Here is a 17,157-nt window from a genome sequence, read left to right as displayed (position 1 = left end):
TTGAATCTCTGCGCAGCAGGTTCCAGTCCAAGGAAGTTTACCCTCCAATTTGCGCCCTGAACACCTATCCGTCGATGTCCAATAGGGTCACTCAGCCGACTTAGTCTAAGTAAAGGTTATGTTGTTTCGGTAAGCCAGACAAAACATCCGGATGACTCGTAAACAAATAGGGAAAACACGGGGAGGTCTGGACGAGTGAATCTGTCCGGACCTGAACTCGATAAGTTCGATGCAGAGGTGGGCGAGCCAATCAAGATCGACATCGCTGAGTCGAAAGAAATCGCTCACGCACTCATCAACAATAGCGATCGGGGAGTTCATCATCGTCCAAGCCGAGCCAGCAGGAGGTAGACTCATGAGTAGCTCAGATTATCCGAGTCTGTTTGACGCATGTACTCCTCGGGGAGACGTCCTCGACGGAACGCTACAGGAGGACCAGTTCGCCGCAAGCCTGGCAACTGTCGCACATTCGCCGGACGACGCCGCTCCAGTCTATCGGAATGCGACGCAGTTCTTCGATATGACGTACCCGACCGACGGGCTTCGGACGCTACTGAGCAACCTCGCGGGGCGGTTCCTCGCGGCTGGCGGGTACGATAGCGGTGGTTACTCCAGCAGTATTCTGTGCCTGGATACCCGTTTTGGTGGCGGGAAGACGCACGACCTCATCGCCTCGTACCACCTCGCGAATAATCCGACAGATATCGACGATCTGAACCGCCATCTCGTCGAGGGTGAGGAAGACCTCGGTGCTGCCTATCTGGATGCGGTAGATCAGGGGCTCAACGTCGACACGTCTGTCTTCGTGGGGGGACACGTCGACGCCCGAAACGCCCGGAGCGACCGGTCAGACCCGAACGCTCCGAACACGCGGACGATGTGGGGAGAAATCGCCTACCAGCTGTATGGCCTCGATGGCTACGAGTATATCAAAGAATATGATCAGGATCGGAACGCACCTGGCGGGAACACCCTAAAAGGGCTGTTCGAGCTTGGTGATGGTCCTGCCCTCATCCTCATCGACGAGATCGCAGCCTACCTCGAGGCGGCGTCCGCGGTCGAAGTCGGGAACGCGACGCTAGCCAGCCAGACCCTGAGCTTCGTTCTCTCACTCCTCGAAACCGCGTCAGAGGTCGACGAGGTCACGGTCGTATACAGTATTGCGGACACTGCCTTCGAAGAAGAGGCAGAGGAAGTTCGGACGCTCATCGACGAACTGAACCAGATCGGCCGTCGACAGCACAAGACCGTCACGCCGACCTCCGAAAACGAAGTTGGCCAGGTTCTCCAGCACCGACTCTTCGAGGAAATCGAACGGGACCAGGCAGAGACGCTCGCCGAATCGTACTTCCAGTACTACGCGGGGAGTGACCGACAGTTCCCGCAGGAGGCGACGGACGCCAGCTTCGTCGACCGGCTGGAACGCGAATACCCGTTCCACCCGACGATCATCGATACGCTCACGGAGAAGATCGACACGATTCCGAAGTTCCAGCGAACCCGAGGCGCACTGAAGCTCCTCGCACGGGCGGTCTACTACCTCTGGAACCACCAGCCCGATCACTACGACCGCCACTGGATTCGACTGTACGACCTCACGCCCGCTGACAACGCTCCCGACGGGAGTATCGACTCGACGCTTCGTGAGACGCTGTTCGAATTCGTCGACCTAAGTGCGGCTGTCTCGGCTGACATCTACAGCGAAGACAACACGGCCCATGCCCAGCTCGAAGACCGCAAGTGGACAGAGAAAGGGATTCCACCGCTGGGCGGCCATCTGACGACAACAGTCCTCTGGCATAGCCTGGCCTACGGGGAGCAAGCAACCGGACTCACGCGTGCGGAGATGAACGCCGCACTCGGCCACCCCGACATCCGTTTCGACAACTACGACTCGGCGTTGGAGGCGCTGTCTGGCGGCGACATGAACGTCGCGTGTTACTACCTCTACGACGAGGAGCGCGTCCGGTTCAAGTCTGATCCAAACCTCATCCGTATCATCGACCAGCGGGTGGACAACACGCCCGACGCGCAGGCGCGCAATCGGTTCGAATCCCGGCAGAGAAAACAGAGATTGGGACTGGCGGCTTCAAGACCGTCGTCTTCCCCGAGTCACCAGCTGACCTTCCGGACAAGGTCTCCAAGCCCCAGCTCGCGGTGATGCATATGGACACCGCCCCTGTCTCCGACGGTGGGAGTGAAATTCCGGAGAAGATTCAGACGCTGTACCAGAAATCCGCCTCGAAGCACGGTGGCGAGACCCAGAGCCGAGTCTACAAGAACTACGTCCTCTTCCTCGCCCCTGACAAGGAACGTATCCAAGGTGCGATCGACGAGGCGCGTCAGCTGGAAGCCATCGAGGCTCTCCTCGACGACTCCCAGCAGACGGCCGACCTCTCCAACGAGCAGATCGAGGAGCTCCGTGAGCGCCGTGATCAGACGCACGGACTCTTGGGTGAACTCGTCCGGGTGTGTACCGTCACCTGTACTACGTCGACCGAGACGGCCTGACGCATCTGGCGATCAACGCCACTGAAGCGAACGGTGGCACGACGCTCGTCAACGCCGTCGAAGAGACGCTCGAAGACCGGTTATCTGCGCTGACGCGGGTCCGAAAGGGGTCGCGTTCTTCAAACAGAAGCTCTGGCAGCAGACCCAGGACAGCATGACCACCGAACAGTTGGTCACGCAGTTCGCGAAGAAGCCCGGGCTCCCGTACCTCCTCAACACCAAGCCGCTTCGAAAGACGGTGGCGAAGATGGTCGACGACGCGGGGTACACGTACTGGGACAGCACCGCTGGCGAGAACGGTCTCGCCTACTGGGACGGTGACGAGGACGACCGTCCGGAGAACTGGCGGAAGGCAAATCCGCTCTCCGGGTCGCCGGACGTCCGCACGAGCATTCGTGATTCGGACGTCAAGATCGGCGACGAGTACGTCGTCTACACCGATGTCAACGCGCTCCTCGACGTCCACCACGATGTCATCCGACCGCCAGAGACGACGAAGGATACGTGCGCAGAGGAAGGATGTACTAACGAGATCGGTGTCGACCAGCAGTACTGCCCTCAACACGAGCCCGAGAAGCTGACTTGTCACCAATGCGGGCGGGAAGTCGACCAGCTGGGGCCTGATGGACTCTGTTCGCGGTGTGACGGGCCGAACGACTGGGAGCGGTCGACGAGTCTGATGGCGACCTCCCGAGCCTTCAACGAGGTTCGGACGCACGCTCTCGGAAAAGCCTCCTCGGGCGGCACTCCTGGCATTGATCGCGTCACTATCGAGCTTGGTGGCGACGATCAGCTGTCGAAGGGCTCGTTCATCGCCCAACGCCAAGCGTTCAAGGACCGGGCAGACAACGTCTCGGTACGGATGCGGTACAAGACGGAGTCGTCGGCCGGGGCGTCGTACCAGGCTGACTTCACCGGCGGTATCGACGAGTTCTCCCGTGTAACGAACCAGCCAGACCCGTTCGACGGCGCGTCGCTCGTCGAACTAAAGTTCCGCGTCGATCTGAACGACCCCGAGCCAATCACGGACGCGGAAGACGACGTACTCGCGGAGCTCCAGGACGAGCTCGGCTCGACGAACATCGACGTGAAGGTTCAAGGCCGAGGACCGGTCGAAGTACCCGCAGAGGTTCAGCAATGACGTCCCACCCTACCCCCGACGCAGACGCGCCACCAACGCTCGGCCCCGAAGATGAGACGATCGGAGCAGGCCAGTTCGGCAGTAGCGTCTACGGGGGCCGCCCAACCTTCGCGCTCGTCCGTCGTGACGACGCCGAGGGTGCATCGCTGACACTGTACGAACTACTGCCCGAGGCGCAGGCGTCCGCTCGTCGTGACCGTCTCCAGCGTGGTAACCCCAATCGGGGCCTCGTGACGGAAGCGTTCGAATCGGTGTTCGGAGAGTCAGCGGATCCAGAGGTCGACAGATGGGAGTGGGACGACTGGACGGCGATGAAAGTCACGCGGCTGTCTGAGAGTCGGCTCCGCTCTATCCTCCCGCTGGTACGGGAGACGCTCCGTGGGGCAGACCGAGATGAGTCTGTACTCACCGCTGGCGGTGCTGCCGAGGTGTTCCTCCCGGAGACCGTCGGCGTTCGATTGGCTCTGGGCTTCCTTGGTGTAAAGCCCATTCAGCGGGTTGACCGGATGCGGGCGTTCTGTCGTGGTATCGCGCGAATGAGCGACGAAGAGTGCTACTACTGGCACGCAAAGTGTCGTTCCCCGTCTTCACCGAACGGCGAAAAAGCACTACGAACGCTACTGACTGATCATATCTAACCATGAGTGAAAATCCAATTCACGACTCGGAGGAGGATTCGTCTCTGAAGCCTCTCGCCATCGAGGGGAAACTCCCGTTGAAAACGGTCGGCATTGAGAACCTGCGTGAAGCAAACCCACAGTATCTCCCTCCCCATAGGTATCTCCACCCTTGGTTCGCACGACGACCGACGCCGGCATCGCGGCTCGCTATTCTTGCTTCGGTGCTGCCCCAAGGCATCGATTCTGACGACCTGCTTCGCTGGATGCAAATTGGGCCCAACCGGGAGGTCGAGGGCAGTCTAAACGAATACGTAGAACGAAAGAAGGCGACCGAAGACCAACGAAGTGGGAACTTAGAAAGTCACTACGGGTATCCCCGTCCCTTCACCCAGTCTCCTACCGATTCAGAGAGAGCAGAGATTCACGAGGCGCTCCGTGAACACTGGGATGGTGAGCTTCCGTCGGTATTAGATCCAACCGCTGGGGGCGGTGTGATTCCGTATGAGTCTCTTCGATATGGACTTCCGACCCATGCAAACGAGCTCAACCCAGTACCGTCTCTGATTCTGAAAGTCATGCTGGAATATGCTCCAGCAGTAGGTGATATCGAGAGCGAGGTGAAACGCTGGGCAAAGAAAGTCGACGACAGGGCGAAGCCTCGAATTCAGGAATACTTCCCCAGCACCCGAGAAAGCCACACGCCCGATAACTACGTTTGCACGTACCACGTCCAATGCCGTTCGTGTGGAGCGGAAATTCCACTGGTGACCAAGTGGTGGATTCGAACCAGAAGCGATGGGATACGGGTAGTCGTTCGGCCCGAGATATTAGATGACGGAACGGTAGAGTACGAAGTCATCGTCAATCCAGATGAAGAGGATCTCCGTGGGTTTGATGCTGATAATGGCCCGGTCTCCAGAGGAGGCGATGCAGAATGCCTGAGGTGTGGGGTTGTAACTGAGGATGATGAGGTAAGAGAACGATTTAACGAAGGCGAATTTGACTACGATGTATATTGCGTCCGATATCTGAAAAGTGACGGCCACCATGGGTTCCGGTCACCAAATGAAGCTGATGTGGAAGCATTAGACGCCGCCCGAGATCGTATCCAATCTGATTTCGAGCTCTCGACATTCTTATCGACACCAATTCCGGAAGGGAACAAAACAGCAGAGCCTCGTAATTTCGGTATCAATCAATGGCGCGAGTTGTTCTCTCCACGACAGTTGGTATGTAATTACGAATATGTTGACGCTATAAATCACTTCCAGCCGCAGATTGAGGAAGAACATAATCAAAAGACTGCGGAGGCCATCCTTACACTGCTGACCCTCTCGTTCAGCAAATTGATCGACCGGAATAGTCGTTTGGCAGACTGGGACACGAGCAAAGGATATCCCAGCCGTATGTTCAAAGGCAAAAACCTCGCCTTCAAGCGGGTATTTACAGATAATAATATTTCGGTCGGTGGTGTCGACTTCGTCTCGTACGTCGACAAAATATATCAGTCGTATGGTGAACTTGTGGGCTATCTCCCCGAAGGCTCAGACCCAGCTAATGTTTCAGTCGGTGATGCTGCAAATCTGAACCAAGCTGAAGATAGTGTTAGTGCGGTCGTTGTAGATCCACCGTACTACAGCAGTATCATGTACGCCGAACTTTCGGACGTGTTCTACGTATGGATGCGCGAACTGCTTGATGATGTCTTCCCGGACATCTTCCGAGAGAGTCTCACTGATAAAGAGAACGAAGCTGTAGCGAATCCGGACCGCTTCGATGGCGTCGCTGGAAATGGTTCTTCAAAACGAGACCTCGCTAATGACTCCTACGAGCGAAAAATGAGCGAGATTTTCTCTGAACTCTATCGGGTCCTTGAACCGGGCGGCGTAATGACGGTGATGTTCACTCACAAGGAAACTGATGCCTGGGACACGCTGACGATGTCGCTCATCAACTCTGGGTTCACTATCACGTCAACGCACCCTATCACGAGCGAAATGCCTCAACGAGCAGGGATGCGCGAGAGTGCATCGGCAGATAGCACTCTCCTGCTAACGGGGCGCAAGCCGCACCAGGAGCGCGATCCAGAGAATGCAGTTCCGACGCTCTGGAACGACGTGAAATCAGACACACGAGCGGCCGCGAAGAACGCTGCACGCGATCTCATTGACTCGGGCCTAAGTCTCACCAAGACTGACGTGATTATCAGCGCGTTCGGTCCAACCCTCCGCGTCTTCGCTGACGCATATCCTGTTGTCGACGACGAAGACAACGAAGTACCTCCACGGCGTGCACTTGAGGAGGCGCGCGAAGCGGTTACTCAGGTCCTGGTCGACGAGTATCTCGAAGCAGAAGGAATCGGCGATCTTGACGATATCACGGAGTGGTACATCCTCTGCTGGCTCGTTCACGAATCGGATACATTCTCCTACGATGAGGGGCTTCAGCTCGGGTACGGTATCGGTGTCGACGTCGATGACATCAAGCGCAGCACGAAGACTTGGCGCAAAAGCAGGGGCGATATGAGACTCCGGGGGCACGCAGATCGTGTCCAGAACGCGAATGAAAAACCAGAGAACCGATCCAGCCGTATCCCGGTGAACCCTGACGACCTCTCGTTTGGGCTTGCTCTGGACAAGGTTCACGCTGCGATGCACATCTACGACGTGAAGGGAGAGAGCGCCTGCTGCGACTGGCTTCGTGAACGGAACTTCGACTCCGATTCGACGTTCAAAGCGACGCTTCAGGCTCTGCTTCAAGTTCTCCCTCACGACCACGAGGACTGGGAACTCGCCCGCGACCTCGCAGTCGGACGAACCCGAGACGTCCTCGACCTAGACTTCAGCCCGAACGTCTTCGCTGAAGACAACCAGCAGACCCAGCAGACAGGCATCGACGACTACTGAGTCAGCAGTTCCCTGACTCCCTTCTTTACCCTGACTCGGATATCCAGTATCCCGTCACACAATATAAGTGGGAATGCTGTGAACTCAGAGTCACGTCCTCATAATGTCGACATTCCCGGATCGATCTTGGTCTTCAATCTACGAGAGCAAGCCCACTGCCGACGGGATGTATCTAGTCGATGAATTCTATGTCCCTGCCCTCAAACGATCCATTCGCTACGACCGCGTCGCCGGGTACTTTCTGCAGCGCGCTCGCGGTCGCCTCCCGAGGAATCGACGCCCTCCTCGAGAACGACGGCGAGATGCGACTCGTCGTCGGTACCGAACTCTACTCCACCGACCGCCCGATCTTCGAGGCACTCACCGACGAACTGACCGACGAGCTCGAAGAGTTGGAGGACGAGCAGTTAGACGCACAGCTCCAACTTCTCGCCCGACTCCTCCGAGAAGGTCGTCTACACATCAAGGTCGCCGTTCCCCGCGAGGGTTCTTGGCGTATCTTCCACCCGAAGATGGGTATCTTTCACGACGATGATGGGAATGCGCTCTCGTTCGAAGGGAGCGTGAACGAGACCGTCGGCGGGTGGAAGAACAACTACGAGCGGTTCAAAGTCCACCGTTCGTGGGTCGACCAGCAGTCGACGTACGTCGACGGCGACATCGATACCTTCGACCGACTCTGGGAGAACGAACACCCCTACGTCGAGGTGTACGACCTCCCGGAAGCCATCGAGAAGGAACTCATCGACTGGAAGGATCCGGACTCGCAGACGAAACTCGAGGAAGCGATTCAAATCGCCCGTGGTGAAGCACCGCCGACGGAACGCGACAAGGCGAACATCATCTCCGATGGGCACCTCTCTCCGGGCGGACTCGCACTTGCCGAGGAAGGCAGCACGATTACACCGTGGCCGCACCAGCGCGTCGTATCCGATACGCTGGTCAACACCTATCCGAACAGCTTCCTGCTCTGTGACGAGGTCGGTCTCGGGAAGACCATCGAAGCCGGGCTCACACTCTCTCGCCTCGGGTTGACTGACGAGCTTGAGACTGGACTGTTGCTCGTCCCGGCAAGCCTCACTGTTCAGTGGCAGGAGGAGATGTGGGAGAAGTTCAATCTGAACACCTACCGCTACGAGCGAGGAAGCAACTACGAGTACGCCTTCATCGATGCGTTCGGACGCGAACACTCCCCGCCAGGAGCGTCCGAACTCGACCTCCAGGGCCAAGAACGAGAACAGGCCTGGGTGGAGAGCCCCATGTGGCGGTTCCTCCACGACCATCAGGACGGCGACGAGAACAGCGGCCCCGCGATCGTCATCATGTCCTGGCATACTGCGAGACTACGTGATCGATGGGATCAGGTCGCCCCCAAGGATGGCGGCCAGACGCGAACACGCGACGAGGTGCCTGCGAGTTGTCGCGGCCGGCAGACGTCGAACCGAGAGGGTGTGTGGGACGCAGTCATCGTCGACGAGGCCCACAACGGACGCAAAGGGAGCAGCTTCTACTCGATGCTGGAACGTCTCCGCGACCACACGCAGGCGTACTACCTCCTCACCGCGACACCCATGCAGTTGCATGCGGGCGAGTTGTACGATCTGATGTCCTTGCTCGACCTCCCTGGGGAGTGGGACAATCAAGACGAGTTCGTCGAGTTCTTCGAAACCCGCCGTGCGCTCACGAAAGCGCTGGACAAGGAGGTGGGTAGTGATACCTCTTCCAACGACGAGTCGTGGTCCGCACAGGCGACGCTCACCGAAAGCCGGTATCAAGACCGGCTCCCTGGTGAACGGAGCCTCTCCGACCTCGTGTTCGACGCGGTCGGCACCGAACTGGACGTGGGTGACGACCAGCAGGCCCGGTCTATCGCCAAACAACGCGTGCTTCGGGCATGTGACCTCGCCAGTGACTACGGCGAACACTACGATGGGTACATCGACGTGTTCGAATCCGCGATGGACGAGCACGATGTCGACCCATTCGACGCCAAAGAGGACGAGAAGCTGAAGTACCTCCTGTACCCTGCGTGGAAAGCGGATGAGGAGTGGCTGACGTTCTCGCGGAACGAACGCCTTGCAGCGCTCGACGAGCTCTCGGAATCAGGCTGGAAGGTCGTTCAGGACGTCCTCGGGGAGTCGACCCCTGTCGATGCGCTCATCCATCGGAATACCCGTGACACTCTCCGCAAGTACGAGCGTGTGGGACTCCTTGATGCGACTGTCCCCGACCGAAATCCAGAGCAGCACAAGATTGAGCTGACCGACGAAACGCGCCGCGTTTACGACCGGATCGACGATTACACGAGGAAGTTCTACAAGCTCGCCCAGCAGTCTGACGAGGCAGAATCCCGGGCGATTGGGTTCGTGATGACGACGTACCGTCAACGTCTCACCAGCAGCGTCTATGCGATTTCGCAGAGTCTCCAGAACCGCCTCAAGAAACTCCGGGGACAGCGGACAGTGCTTAGGGGGAAACAGCGTGCTCAGGAAGCGGATTCGGGCGGCTCTCGTCAGGTGGTGATGGAGACGCTCTCCGAGTACGATCTTGAGGATGTGGAGGCGCTGGAAGAACTGGAGGGCGACTTGGAAGATGCTGATCTCGCTGAGATCATCCCCAACGTCACTGACGAGGGACTCCATCTCTTAGACCAGGAAATCGAGGAACTGGAGTCGTTCGTCGACGAACTGGCGGAGATAGACCAGGACCCCAAAATCGGCCAACTCATCGACGATCTCAACGAACTGGATCACGAGGGGCACAACCGGGCGATCATCTTTACGCAGTATGCGGACACGATGGACTTCATCCGTCAGAGCCTCGTGTCTATCCACGGTGAGACTGTCGCGACCTACTCTGGCCGCGGCGGCGAGATGTACGATGGCGACTCGGGGTCGTGGACTCACGTCGGCAAAGAGCGGGTGAAGCGCGAGTTCGCAGCGGACGATGGGCAAGTCGATATTCTCGTCTGTACGGACTCTGCCAGTGAGGGGCTGAACCTTCAGGAGTGTGGCGCTCTCATCAACTACGATCTCCCGTGGAATCCGATGCGTGTCGAACAGCGTATCGGGCGAATCGACCGTATCGGACAGCGGTACGACGAGGTGACGATTCTCAATTACAGCTACGAGGACACGGTCGAGACGGACATCTACGAGCGACTGGACGCACGGATTGGTCTCTTCGAAAACGTTGTTGGCGATATGCAGCCGATCCTCTCTGGAGTCAGCAGCCAGATTCGTTCCGCGACGCTAGAGACGGAGCGGGATGAAAGCCGAGATGCGGTTGAGCGAGCTGATAAGGAGTTCTCTGACCGGATCGAGAAGCAGGAAGAGAGCGACAGGGTTGATGTCGGTGAATCGCTGGACGACATCGATGAACCCCTCGCCCAAGACGTAATTGACGAGGCGAAGCTCGATGCCTGGGAATCGTTCAACCATCCAGATATCCTCGATGTCGGTGCTGACGACTACGACGCAGATACGCCGTTCACTGTGCAATCCCTTGAGTCGGTCTTGACCAGCAGCGAAGCTCTCGTCGATGCTGGAATCCGATTCACGAGCGTCGACGAGCTCGGGATAGATGTGACTGACACCGAATACGGGGACGGCTTCGAGTTCGGAGAGTGTACGTACCGACTGGAAGTCAGCGACATAGAGTCTATTCCAGAGTTGGACACAGAGGGGACTCTGGCTTCCGTGATTGCTCCGGACGATGAGGAGGTTGCAGTGACGTTCTCGGACGAATGTGCGGATGAGTTCCCATCGCTTCACTATCTCGCGCCCGGAAACCCGTTATTGCGGCATCTTGTCGAGACTTGGAGGACGACCTCGGATGGGACTGAGCGACTGGTGAAATTCACCGAGTCTAAAGGACAGTCGTCCCGCCCGGTTGTCTGCGGCTGGGGTAGAGACGGCACTATCAGCGTGGTTGGAGACGACGGCACTGTCGCAGAAGCAACCACTGTGACCGAACTGTCCAATTGGTACGACGATTTCGTCGCGAATCGGGAACAGTATAGCGCCGATTGAGAGAGAAGTGAGCGAAGAGCTGTTCGAGACGACTCTCCGGGTCATTGGCCCCAACTCTGGCGTTCTAGATTACATGTCGAACTCAGCTTTTATCTGCGCTTCGATTTCCTCACGAAGCCGCCTGTCCAGGCTGGATTTGAGCTCTCCGAGCGACCCGTCGCCACTCCCGGCGCTGAATTCGACGCCGGTGTCAGCTTCGATTTCGGTGAAGTAGAGGCTCGTCGTAACCGGACGGTCGTCGAACGCCGCGACCATCAGAGCGTACGCCTCGAGTTGTGGCTGGTAGTACTCGGTCTTCTGCTCCAGCTTCGATTCGTCGACGCGACCGGTCTTGTAGTCGACCACAGTGGCTGTCTCGTCACCGAGGACGAGGCAGTCGACGATTCCGGAGATGGAGCCGTGGGCCAGTTCCACGCTTGCCTTGAGTTCGCGATAGACGGCGTCGTCGCTGTCGACCACGTGACGGACGTATCCGTTCGCTCGCTGGGCGTGTTCAGCCACGCGATCGCGGTCGTCCTCGGTGACGGCTCCTCGTAGTCCATCGACCGGAGAGCGTCGTCGATGATGTCGTCCCAGCGCTCGGGCGGATGCTGGAGTTCACAGATTCGGTGGACCGCTTCGCCGAAGAAGCGGCCGGACAGTTCGGTCGGCCCATCTCCCTCTTCTGCGTGCGTATCGTCGTCTTCGTCCCACTCGGTGTCGTCGTCAGTTCCTCGTCGGTAGTGGACGATACGGTTCGCTTCGTCGAACACCAGTTCGCCGTCTTGGTCCTCTCCCAGAACGTCCGCGACTTGGAAGGGCGAGAGGCGGTATTGGATGGGGCCGGGCTGTCGCTCCGGTATCTCGACAGAGGTTGGTGGCGCCTCGACGTCGACATCCTGTGTCTGAGGCACTCCTGGCTGCGGGAGCTGAACCGAGTAGGTGGGCCCGTCCCGGTCGGGGTCCTCGCTCCGGGTGAGCGAGTCGACGTGCAGCTGATCAGTCACCTTCCCGTTAGCCTCAAGAGTGGCGAGTAACTCCTCGTCACCGAGCAGTGACTCTTGCACGAAGTCGCTCCATCGGGTTGGTTCGTCGCTATCCGGTTCTTCCAGGGTGGTGAGTGATTCGTCGTCTTCGGTCCCGTGCGTGCCGGCCAGAATCAGGTGGTCCCGGGCGCGCGTACAGGCGACGTACAGCGTGCGCTTCTCTTCTGCACGTAGCTTGGCGAGTCGACGCGCTTGGAGTCCCTTCTTCGCGACAGTGTCGTTGGAGTCGAAGGGATCGTCACTGTCGGGAACAGAGAGACCGAGTGCTGGCCGGTCGTTCACGTCTTCGAACTCGGTACCACCGGCGAGTGGTGGGTCAGTGTTGAATTTGTCACCGAGGCCAGGTACCATGACGACGGGGAACTCTTCGCCTTTCGCGGCGTGGACAGTGAGTATCTGGACCCCGGTTTCGCCGTCGGGAATCGCGGCCTCCGGGTCGTAGTTGGTGAACTCCTGACGTTCGTCGAGGCGTGTGACGAGTGAACGGAGACTGCCGGCGTCGCTGACGGCTTCACGCAGGTACTCTTCGAACTGTTCGACGTTAGCGAGTGCCTGTCGCGGTCGTTCGTCAGCACTGAGACTCACAAGGTAGCCAGTTGCATCAAGCGCAATATCGAGAATCTCGCCCCACGAGTCGACCTGTGGACCGGCGGTGTCCTCAGTGGCACCAGCGAGCGCTCGCAACTCGGCAAGCAGGGAATGACTGCGTGCGAGTTCCGGGTCGTCCGTCTCACCGACCGTTTCCCAGACGTCGCCTCCTTCCACGACCGGCGCGAGCTCGTCATCGGTGAAGCCGAACATCGGAGAGCGAAGCAGTCCGAACAGGTGAATGTCGTCTGTCGGGTCGGCGAGAACGCGGAACAGGTTCGTGAGCGTCCGCACTTCCGGCGTGTCGAAGTAGCCCTCTCCCTGGACGACGGTGTAGGGAACTTCGTGGTCGTCGAACGCGCGCTTGAACTCGTCGAGGTGGGTTCGTTTCCGGATGATGACCGCGATGTCGTCGTACGTCACCGGCCGACTCTCCGAGCGGTCGTCCGGATCAGGTTCGTAGACCTGTGTCTCGTCGTCGACGAGGCGCGTAGCACGCGCTGCGACGGACTGCGCTTCCGTCCACCGTCGTGCCGAGGGGGGTGCATCGTTTAGCGGGTGATCAGGAGCGAGGACGTTCGGTCGGAGGTCGTCGTCCGGGACGAACAGGTACTCCACAGTCGGCGTTACGTCATGAGGGTTGTCTCGTCGGGGACGGAGGGGTTGGGGTGCTGCCTCGAAAGCGTCGTCCGCCTCGTCATCAAAGACGTCCTCGAAGATACTGTTCAGGAAGCGGAGTAGTGGTGGGAGCGTTCGGAAATTGTCCTGAAGCTGGTACCCGACAACATCGTCCCCTTGACCTGTCGTTGCTGTGTTCTCGCTCCCGTTTGCGCCGACGAGTGCGCTCCGTGCTTCGTGGAAGACGGCGACGTCCGCATTCCGGAAGCGATAGATCGACTGTTTCTCGTCGCCGACTGCGAAGACGTTCTGCGCGCTGTAGGGAGTATCGTCGCTTGCGAGGCTGGTGAGTGACTGAACGATATCCCACTGGTTCGGGTCGGTGTCCTGAACCTCGTCGATCATGACGAAGTTGAACTGGTCGGCGAGTGACTCACGAACGGCGTCATTCCCGCGCTCCGGATGTAGGAGATTGCGAGTCTGCTGAACCAGATCGGTGTAGTCCAGTACGTTCCGCTCGTGTTTTCGCTCGGCGTACCTGCGGGCGGCCTCGTCGAACAGACGAGCTAACGCGAAGTAGTACGGGGCGCTCTCGCGGTCGACGGTGATGTCGAGACCGTCACCCTCCGCAGACCGATGTGTCGCATCCAGTCGGTCGACGATCTCGGCGATGAGTTCGCCGATGCGGTCGGCGTCTTCGTCGGTACCGCTCCAATCTCCTTTCACCGGCGAGTAGTTCGCGTACTCGTCGTGCCCGGATTTGGTGAGTTCGTCACAGATGTCGTAGATCCGGGTTCGGCGGTCACGAACGGAGTCCAAGGTATCCAGCCCGCCAGGCTCATCGAAGAGTCTGACGGCGGTCCAGACGCGCTCGGTTCGGCCGCCGGGGTCGGTTTCGTCGAGATCGACAACGAGGCCTTTGAGTTCCTCTACGCGCGCCCGGAGTTCCTCGTCGGCACAGAGTGCATCCACCTCGTCGGCCGGGAACGGATGGAGTTCCTCTTCGACGTAGGTGACGTAGTCATCGACGGTACGAGCGGGTGCGCTCCAGACGTCCGCCCAGACTTCGCTGTCAGGCCGCTCACCGATCAGATCCTCGAGAACCTCGCGGAGAGAGTACTCAGAGAACGCGTCAAGCAGGAGCTCGACCTCTCGTGGTTCTTCTTCGATGAGTTCGTCTACGATATCCCGCTGGAGTCTGCTCGCTTCGACGTCGTCGAGGGTGTCGAATCCGGGGTCAAGTCCGGCGACTGCGGTTGAGTGTTCGGAGAGGATGCGCTGACAGAATGCGTGCAGCGTGTGGATGTACGCGTCGTCCAGCCCGTTCAGAACGTTGCGCCAGCGTTCGTGGTCCGCGTCTGCGGTGGCGAGTCGGTCCAAGACGCGTTCGCGGACGGTCTCCGTGAGGTCGCGTGCGGCCCTTCGCGTGAACGTCGTCACGAGGATGTTCTCGGGGAGGGCGTCAGGATGGTCCTCCAGAAGCGCAAGATATCGGAATGAGAGTGTCGTTGTCTTCCCGGTCCCAGCACCGGCCGTGAGTGGATAGTTCTGTGAGAGCGCCGTGACGGCGTCGTCCTGCTGATTGGTGAGGTCGTCTCGCCGCATCAGTTCTCTCCCTCCTCAACCGCAGGAGCCCATTCTACGCCGAGAGCTATCGGTGGGACGTACGCACCCCGTCCCTCGGATTCCATATTTTCCATGAACAGTTGGCGTCGATAGGACCGGACGTCGCAGGCATCGCGGAAGGGACAGTTCGAACATCCGGCGTCGTCGGGGTCGTTGATCGTCGGGTGGAACGTTCCGGCTTCGATGCCGGAGACAATATTGCTGAGCCGTTGCGGAACGACATCGTCGAGGAACTCGCGGAAGCCTGCCCGGGTTTCGATACTGGGCTTGTCCGAACTCTGGTAGACCATCGGTGTCCCACCATATCCGTCACGGTAGGAGTTCCCGCGCCAAGACGCGTTCTTCGGGTCATCACCGACAAATCCAATTTGACCAGCGGTGCTGCTCACCGTTCCGGGTTCCTTGAGTCGGTAGTACCCGCCCCCGACCGCCTCGGTAACCTCGTCGATGTTCTCCTCCAGCATCTTCGCGTAGATGGGGAGTTGGAAGCTGAGTCCGTCCAATGTGTCGCGTTCGGAGGAGGTGAACCCCGTTTTGTAGTCACGGACGATGGTCCTGCCGTCGGATGTCGTTTCGCCGCGGTCGAGGACCCCGCGAATCGTAGTCCCGTCGACGTCGAACGAGAGTTTGGTTTCGAACCAGACCGGTGCTGCCGTGAGAGGGCCGTTTTGAAGTCGGCCATCCGGATCGACGTACAGCGCGAGCTCTTCTTCGATGAATCGGACGAGGATACCAGCGGGGCGGCCGTCGACGGCGGTCCGATTGTAGTACTCGTTTTGGTCGGCATCACCAAGGCCAGCCAGTAGTTCGAACAGCCAGCGGTCGTCGAACTCGTCGTCGACCGCTTGTAGTTCATCAACCGCGACGCGGAGGAGTCGCGTCTCCAGATCTTCTTGGTCGAACCCGGTGAGCGAAACTGGAGACCCGACCTCGTCCCGGAGCTCCGTGTAGAACCGTTCCAGAACATCGTGAACGTAGTGTCCGCGGTTGATCGGCCCCTCGTCGCGGTCTTCTTCCTCCAGCCCGAGGACTTCCTTCGCGTAGAAACGGAACGGGCAACTGGCGTATCGTTCTACCTGCGTCGGCGAGAGTCGGTCGAGCTGGAACGAAAGGCTCTGCGCTGTCTCGGGAGTGAGCCAGCCCGTGTGCTCTGACGGCCGCGCAAGCCCGCGATCAGACGCTGTCTGGATCCCGTCGATTACTCCCTCCCCCGGTGCTGCCTCCGTACTGAGCCAGTCACTGCTTCCGGCCGCCTCCGCGAACAGTTCGGTCGACGACGCGGCAGTCGCATACTCGCCGAGTGTTTCGGGGCCAGCACGAGCGCCGGCGGTCGCGAGCGCTCGCTGTGCGTCTTCTCGCGCCCCAATTTTGTCTCGGCGACCGGTCGGGGCCTGTCCAACGAGGTGACCGAACTCGTCTCGTCGCTGTGGTTCAGTGTCGGTGATTCGACGGAATTCCGCAAGGATGCCGGCATCGATATACTCTGTCCCGTCCAGTTGTTGTTTCGGCCGCGAGAGCGTGACTGACTCTGCGGCAGCGACGAGGCTTGCGATACGGTACTCAGCGCGCCGAGCTTGGTCGGCTTCGGCAAAGTCTGGGTGTGCGTCGGTGACGGCGTTCACGAGTGCGAGTCGGTTCGCAGACCCTGGGAAGTGTGACGCAGTCAGCCCGAGGACGAACACGTGGTCGAACGTCCGCATCCCGAGTTCCGCCGCGCCGAGCACTTCGACTCGCCCATCGCGAATTGTCGAATCATCGGTGACGGAGACGGCACCGAGTGCGTGTCGGGCGCGTTCGAGGTCGTCCCCGTCTCCTGTCCGTTCGACGGCGTTGAGGACTCGCTCAGCACTGCGATAGACGACCCGTTGTGACCCGGTCGTCGTTCGATCTTCCACGGTGTCCTTGATTCCGAGACACGCAACGAAGTGGCGGTAGGCTTCGACGCCTCCGTCATCTTCGACGGTTTCTGCTTTGGCGAGAAGTTCGTCGATGGCCGCTCGGTACGGCTCCTCGACGTCACTGAGTTCTTCCACGTCCGCAATCGCGTCGTATGCCTGTTCGCTATCGATGGTCTCCCAACTCGGCAGCACC

At 59.3% G+C, this 17,157-nt stretch carries 8 protein-coding genes and 1 pseudogene; 6 read left to right on the top strand and 3 right to left on the bottom strand.

The features are described 5' to 3' along the window. The first annotated feature begins 355 nt into the window (after positions 1-355). The 6 genes from N0B31_RS22755 (at position 356) to N0B31_RS22515 (ending at position 11,209) form a co-directional block, all read left to right on the top strand. Positions 356-2,161, top strand: a complete 1,806-nt coding sequence (locus tag N0B31_RS22755) for a DUF499 family protein (protein WP_260644223.1) — start codon at positions 356-358, stop codon at positions 2,159-2,161. 5 nt (positions 2,162-2,166) lie between these two features. Beyond that, positions 2,167-2,511 (top strand): hypothetical protein, encoded by a 345-nt coding sequence (locus tag N0B31_RS22750; RefSeq protein ID WP_260644133.1) that lies wholly within the window; start codon positions 2,167-2,169, stop codon positions 2,509-2,511. Between the two features lie 154 nt (positions 2,512-2,665). Next, a complete protein-coding gene (locus N0B31_RS22745) occupies positions 2,666-3,652 on the top strand; it encodes a hypothetical protein (RefSeq protein ID WP_260644132.1) in 987 nt (328 codons plus the stop codon). Next, positions 3,649-4,290, top strand: coding sequence for a DUF7680 family protein (locus N0B31_RS22525; protein WP_260644131.1), 642 nt, complete (start codon positions 3,649-3,651; stop codon positions 4,288-4,290). Before N0B31_RS22745 ends, N0B31_RS22525 begins: the two co-directional genes overlap by 4 nt. A gap of 2 nt (positions 4,291-4,292) precedes the next feature. After that, positions 4,293-7,178, top strand: coding sequence for a DUF1156 domain-containing protein (locus tag N0B31_RS22520; protein ID WP_260644130.1), 2,886 nt, complete (start codon positions 4,293-4,295; stop codon positions 7,176-7,178). A gap of 188 nt (positions 7,179-7,366) precedes the next feature. Further along, positions 7,367-11,209: a DEAD/DEAH box helicase gene (locus N0B31_RS22515; protein ID WP_260644129.1), complete on the top strand. Its 3,843-nt coding sequence runs from the start codon at positions 7,367-7,369 to the stop codon at positions 11,207-11,209. Between the two features lie 69 nt (positions 11,210-11,278). Here N0B31_RS22515 and N0B31_RS22510 read toward each other — a convergent pair whose 3' ends face one another. The 3 genes and pseudogenes from N0B31_RS22510 to N0B31_RS22500 all read right to left on the bottom strand — a co-directional run bounded on the left by N0B31_RS22510 (position 11,279) and on the right by N0B31_RS22500 (position 17,099). Continuing rightward, a complete protein-coding gene (locus N0B31_RS22510; RefSeq protein ID WP_380628630.1) occupies positions 11,279-11,710 on the bottom strand; it encodes a PD-(D/E)XK nuclease family protein in 432 nt (143 codons plus the stop codon). Positions 11,711-12,351: 641 nt separating this feature from the next. After that, positions 12,352-15,045: pseudogene (locus N0B31_RS22505) on the bottom strand (UvrD-helicase domain-containing protein); the annotation flags it as partial. After that, a complete protein-coding gene (locus tag N0B31_RS22500; RefSeq protein ID WP_260644127.1) occupies positions 15,045-17,099 on the bottom strand; it encodes a PD-(D/E)XK nuclease family protein in 2,055 nt (684 codons plus the stop codon). The gene N0B31_RS22500 and the pseudogene N0B31_RS22505, both read right to left, overlap by 1 nt. Positions 17,100-17,157: the final 58 nt, after the last annotated feature.

The sequence above is a fragment of the Salinirubellus salinus genome (assembly GCF_025231485.1).
In the GTDB taxonomy this organism is placed as follows: Archaea; Halobacteriota; Halobacteria; order Halobacteriales; family Haloarculaceae; genus Salinirubellus; species Salinirubellus salinus.
This window is presented reverse-complemented; position numbering and strand designations above follow the sequence as displayed.

Excerpts from the sequence above, each read along its gene's own strand:
- N0B31_RS22755 (WP_260644223.1), top strand. The coding sequence starts at position 356 with ATGAGTAGCTCAGATTATCCGAGTCTGTTTGACGCATGTACTCCTCGG.
- N0B31_RS22750 (WP_260644133.1), top strand. The coding sequence starts at position 2,167 with ATGGACACCGCCCCTGTCTCCGACGGTGGGAGTGAAATTCCGGAGAAG.
- N0B31_RS22745 (WP_260644132.1), top strand. The coding sequence starts at position 2,666 with ATGACCACCGAACAGTTGGTCACGCAGTTCGCGAAGAAGCCCGGGCTC.
- N0B31_RS22525 (WP_260644131.1), top strand. The coding sequence starts at position 3,649 with ATGACGTCCCACCCTACCCCCGACGCAGACGCGCCACCAACGCTCGGC.
- N0B31_RS22520 (WP_260644130.1), top strand. The coding sequence starts at position 4,293 with ATGAGTGAAAATCCAATTCACGACTCGGAGGAGGATTCGTCTCTGAAG.
- N0B31_RS22515 (WP_260644129.1), top strand. The coding sequence starts at position 7,367 with ATGTCCCTGCCCTCAAACGATCCATTCGCTACGACCGCGTCGCCGGGT.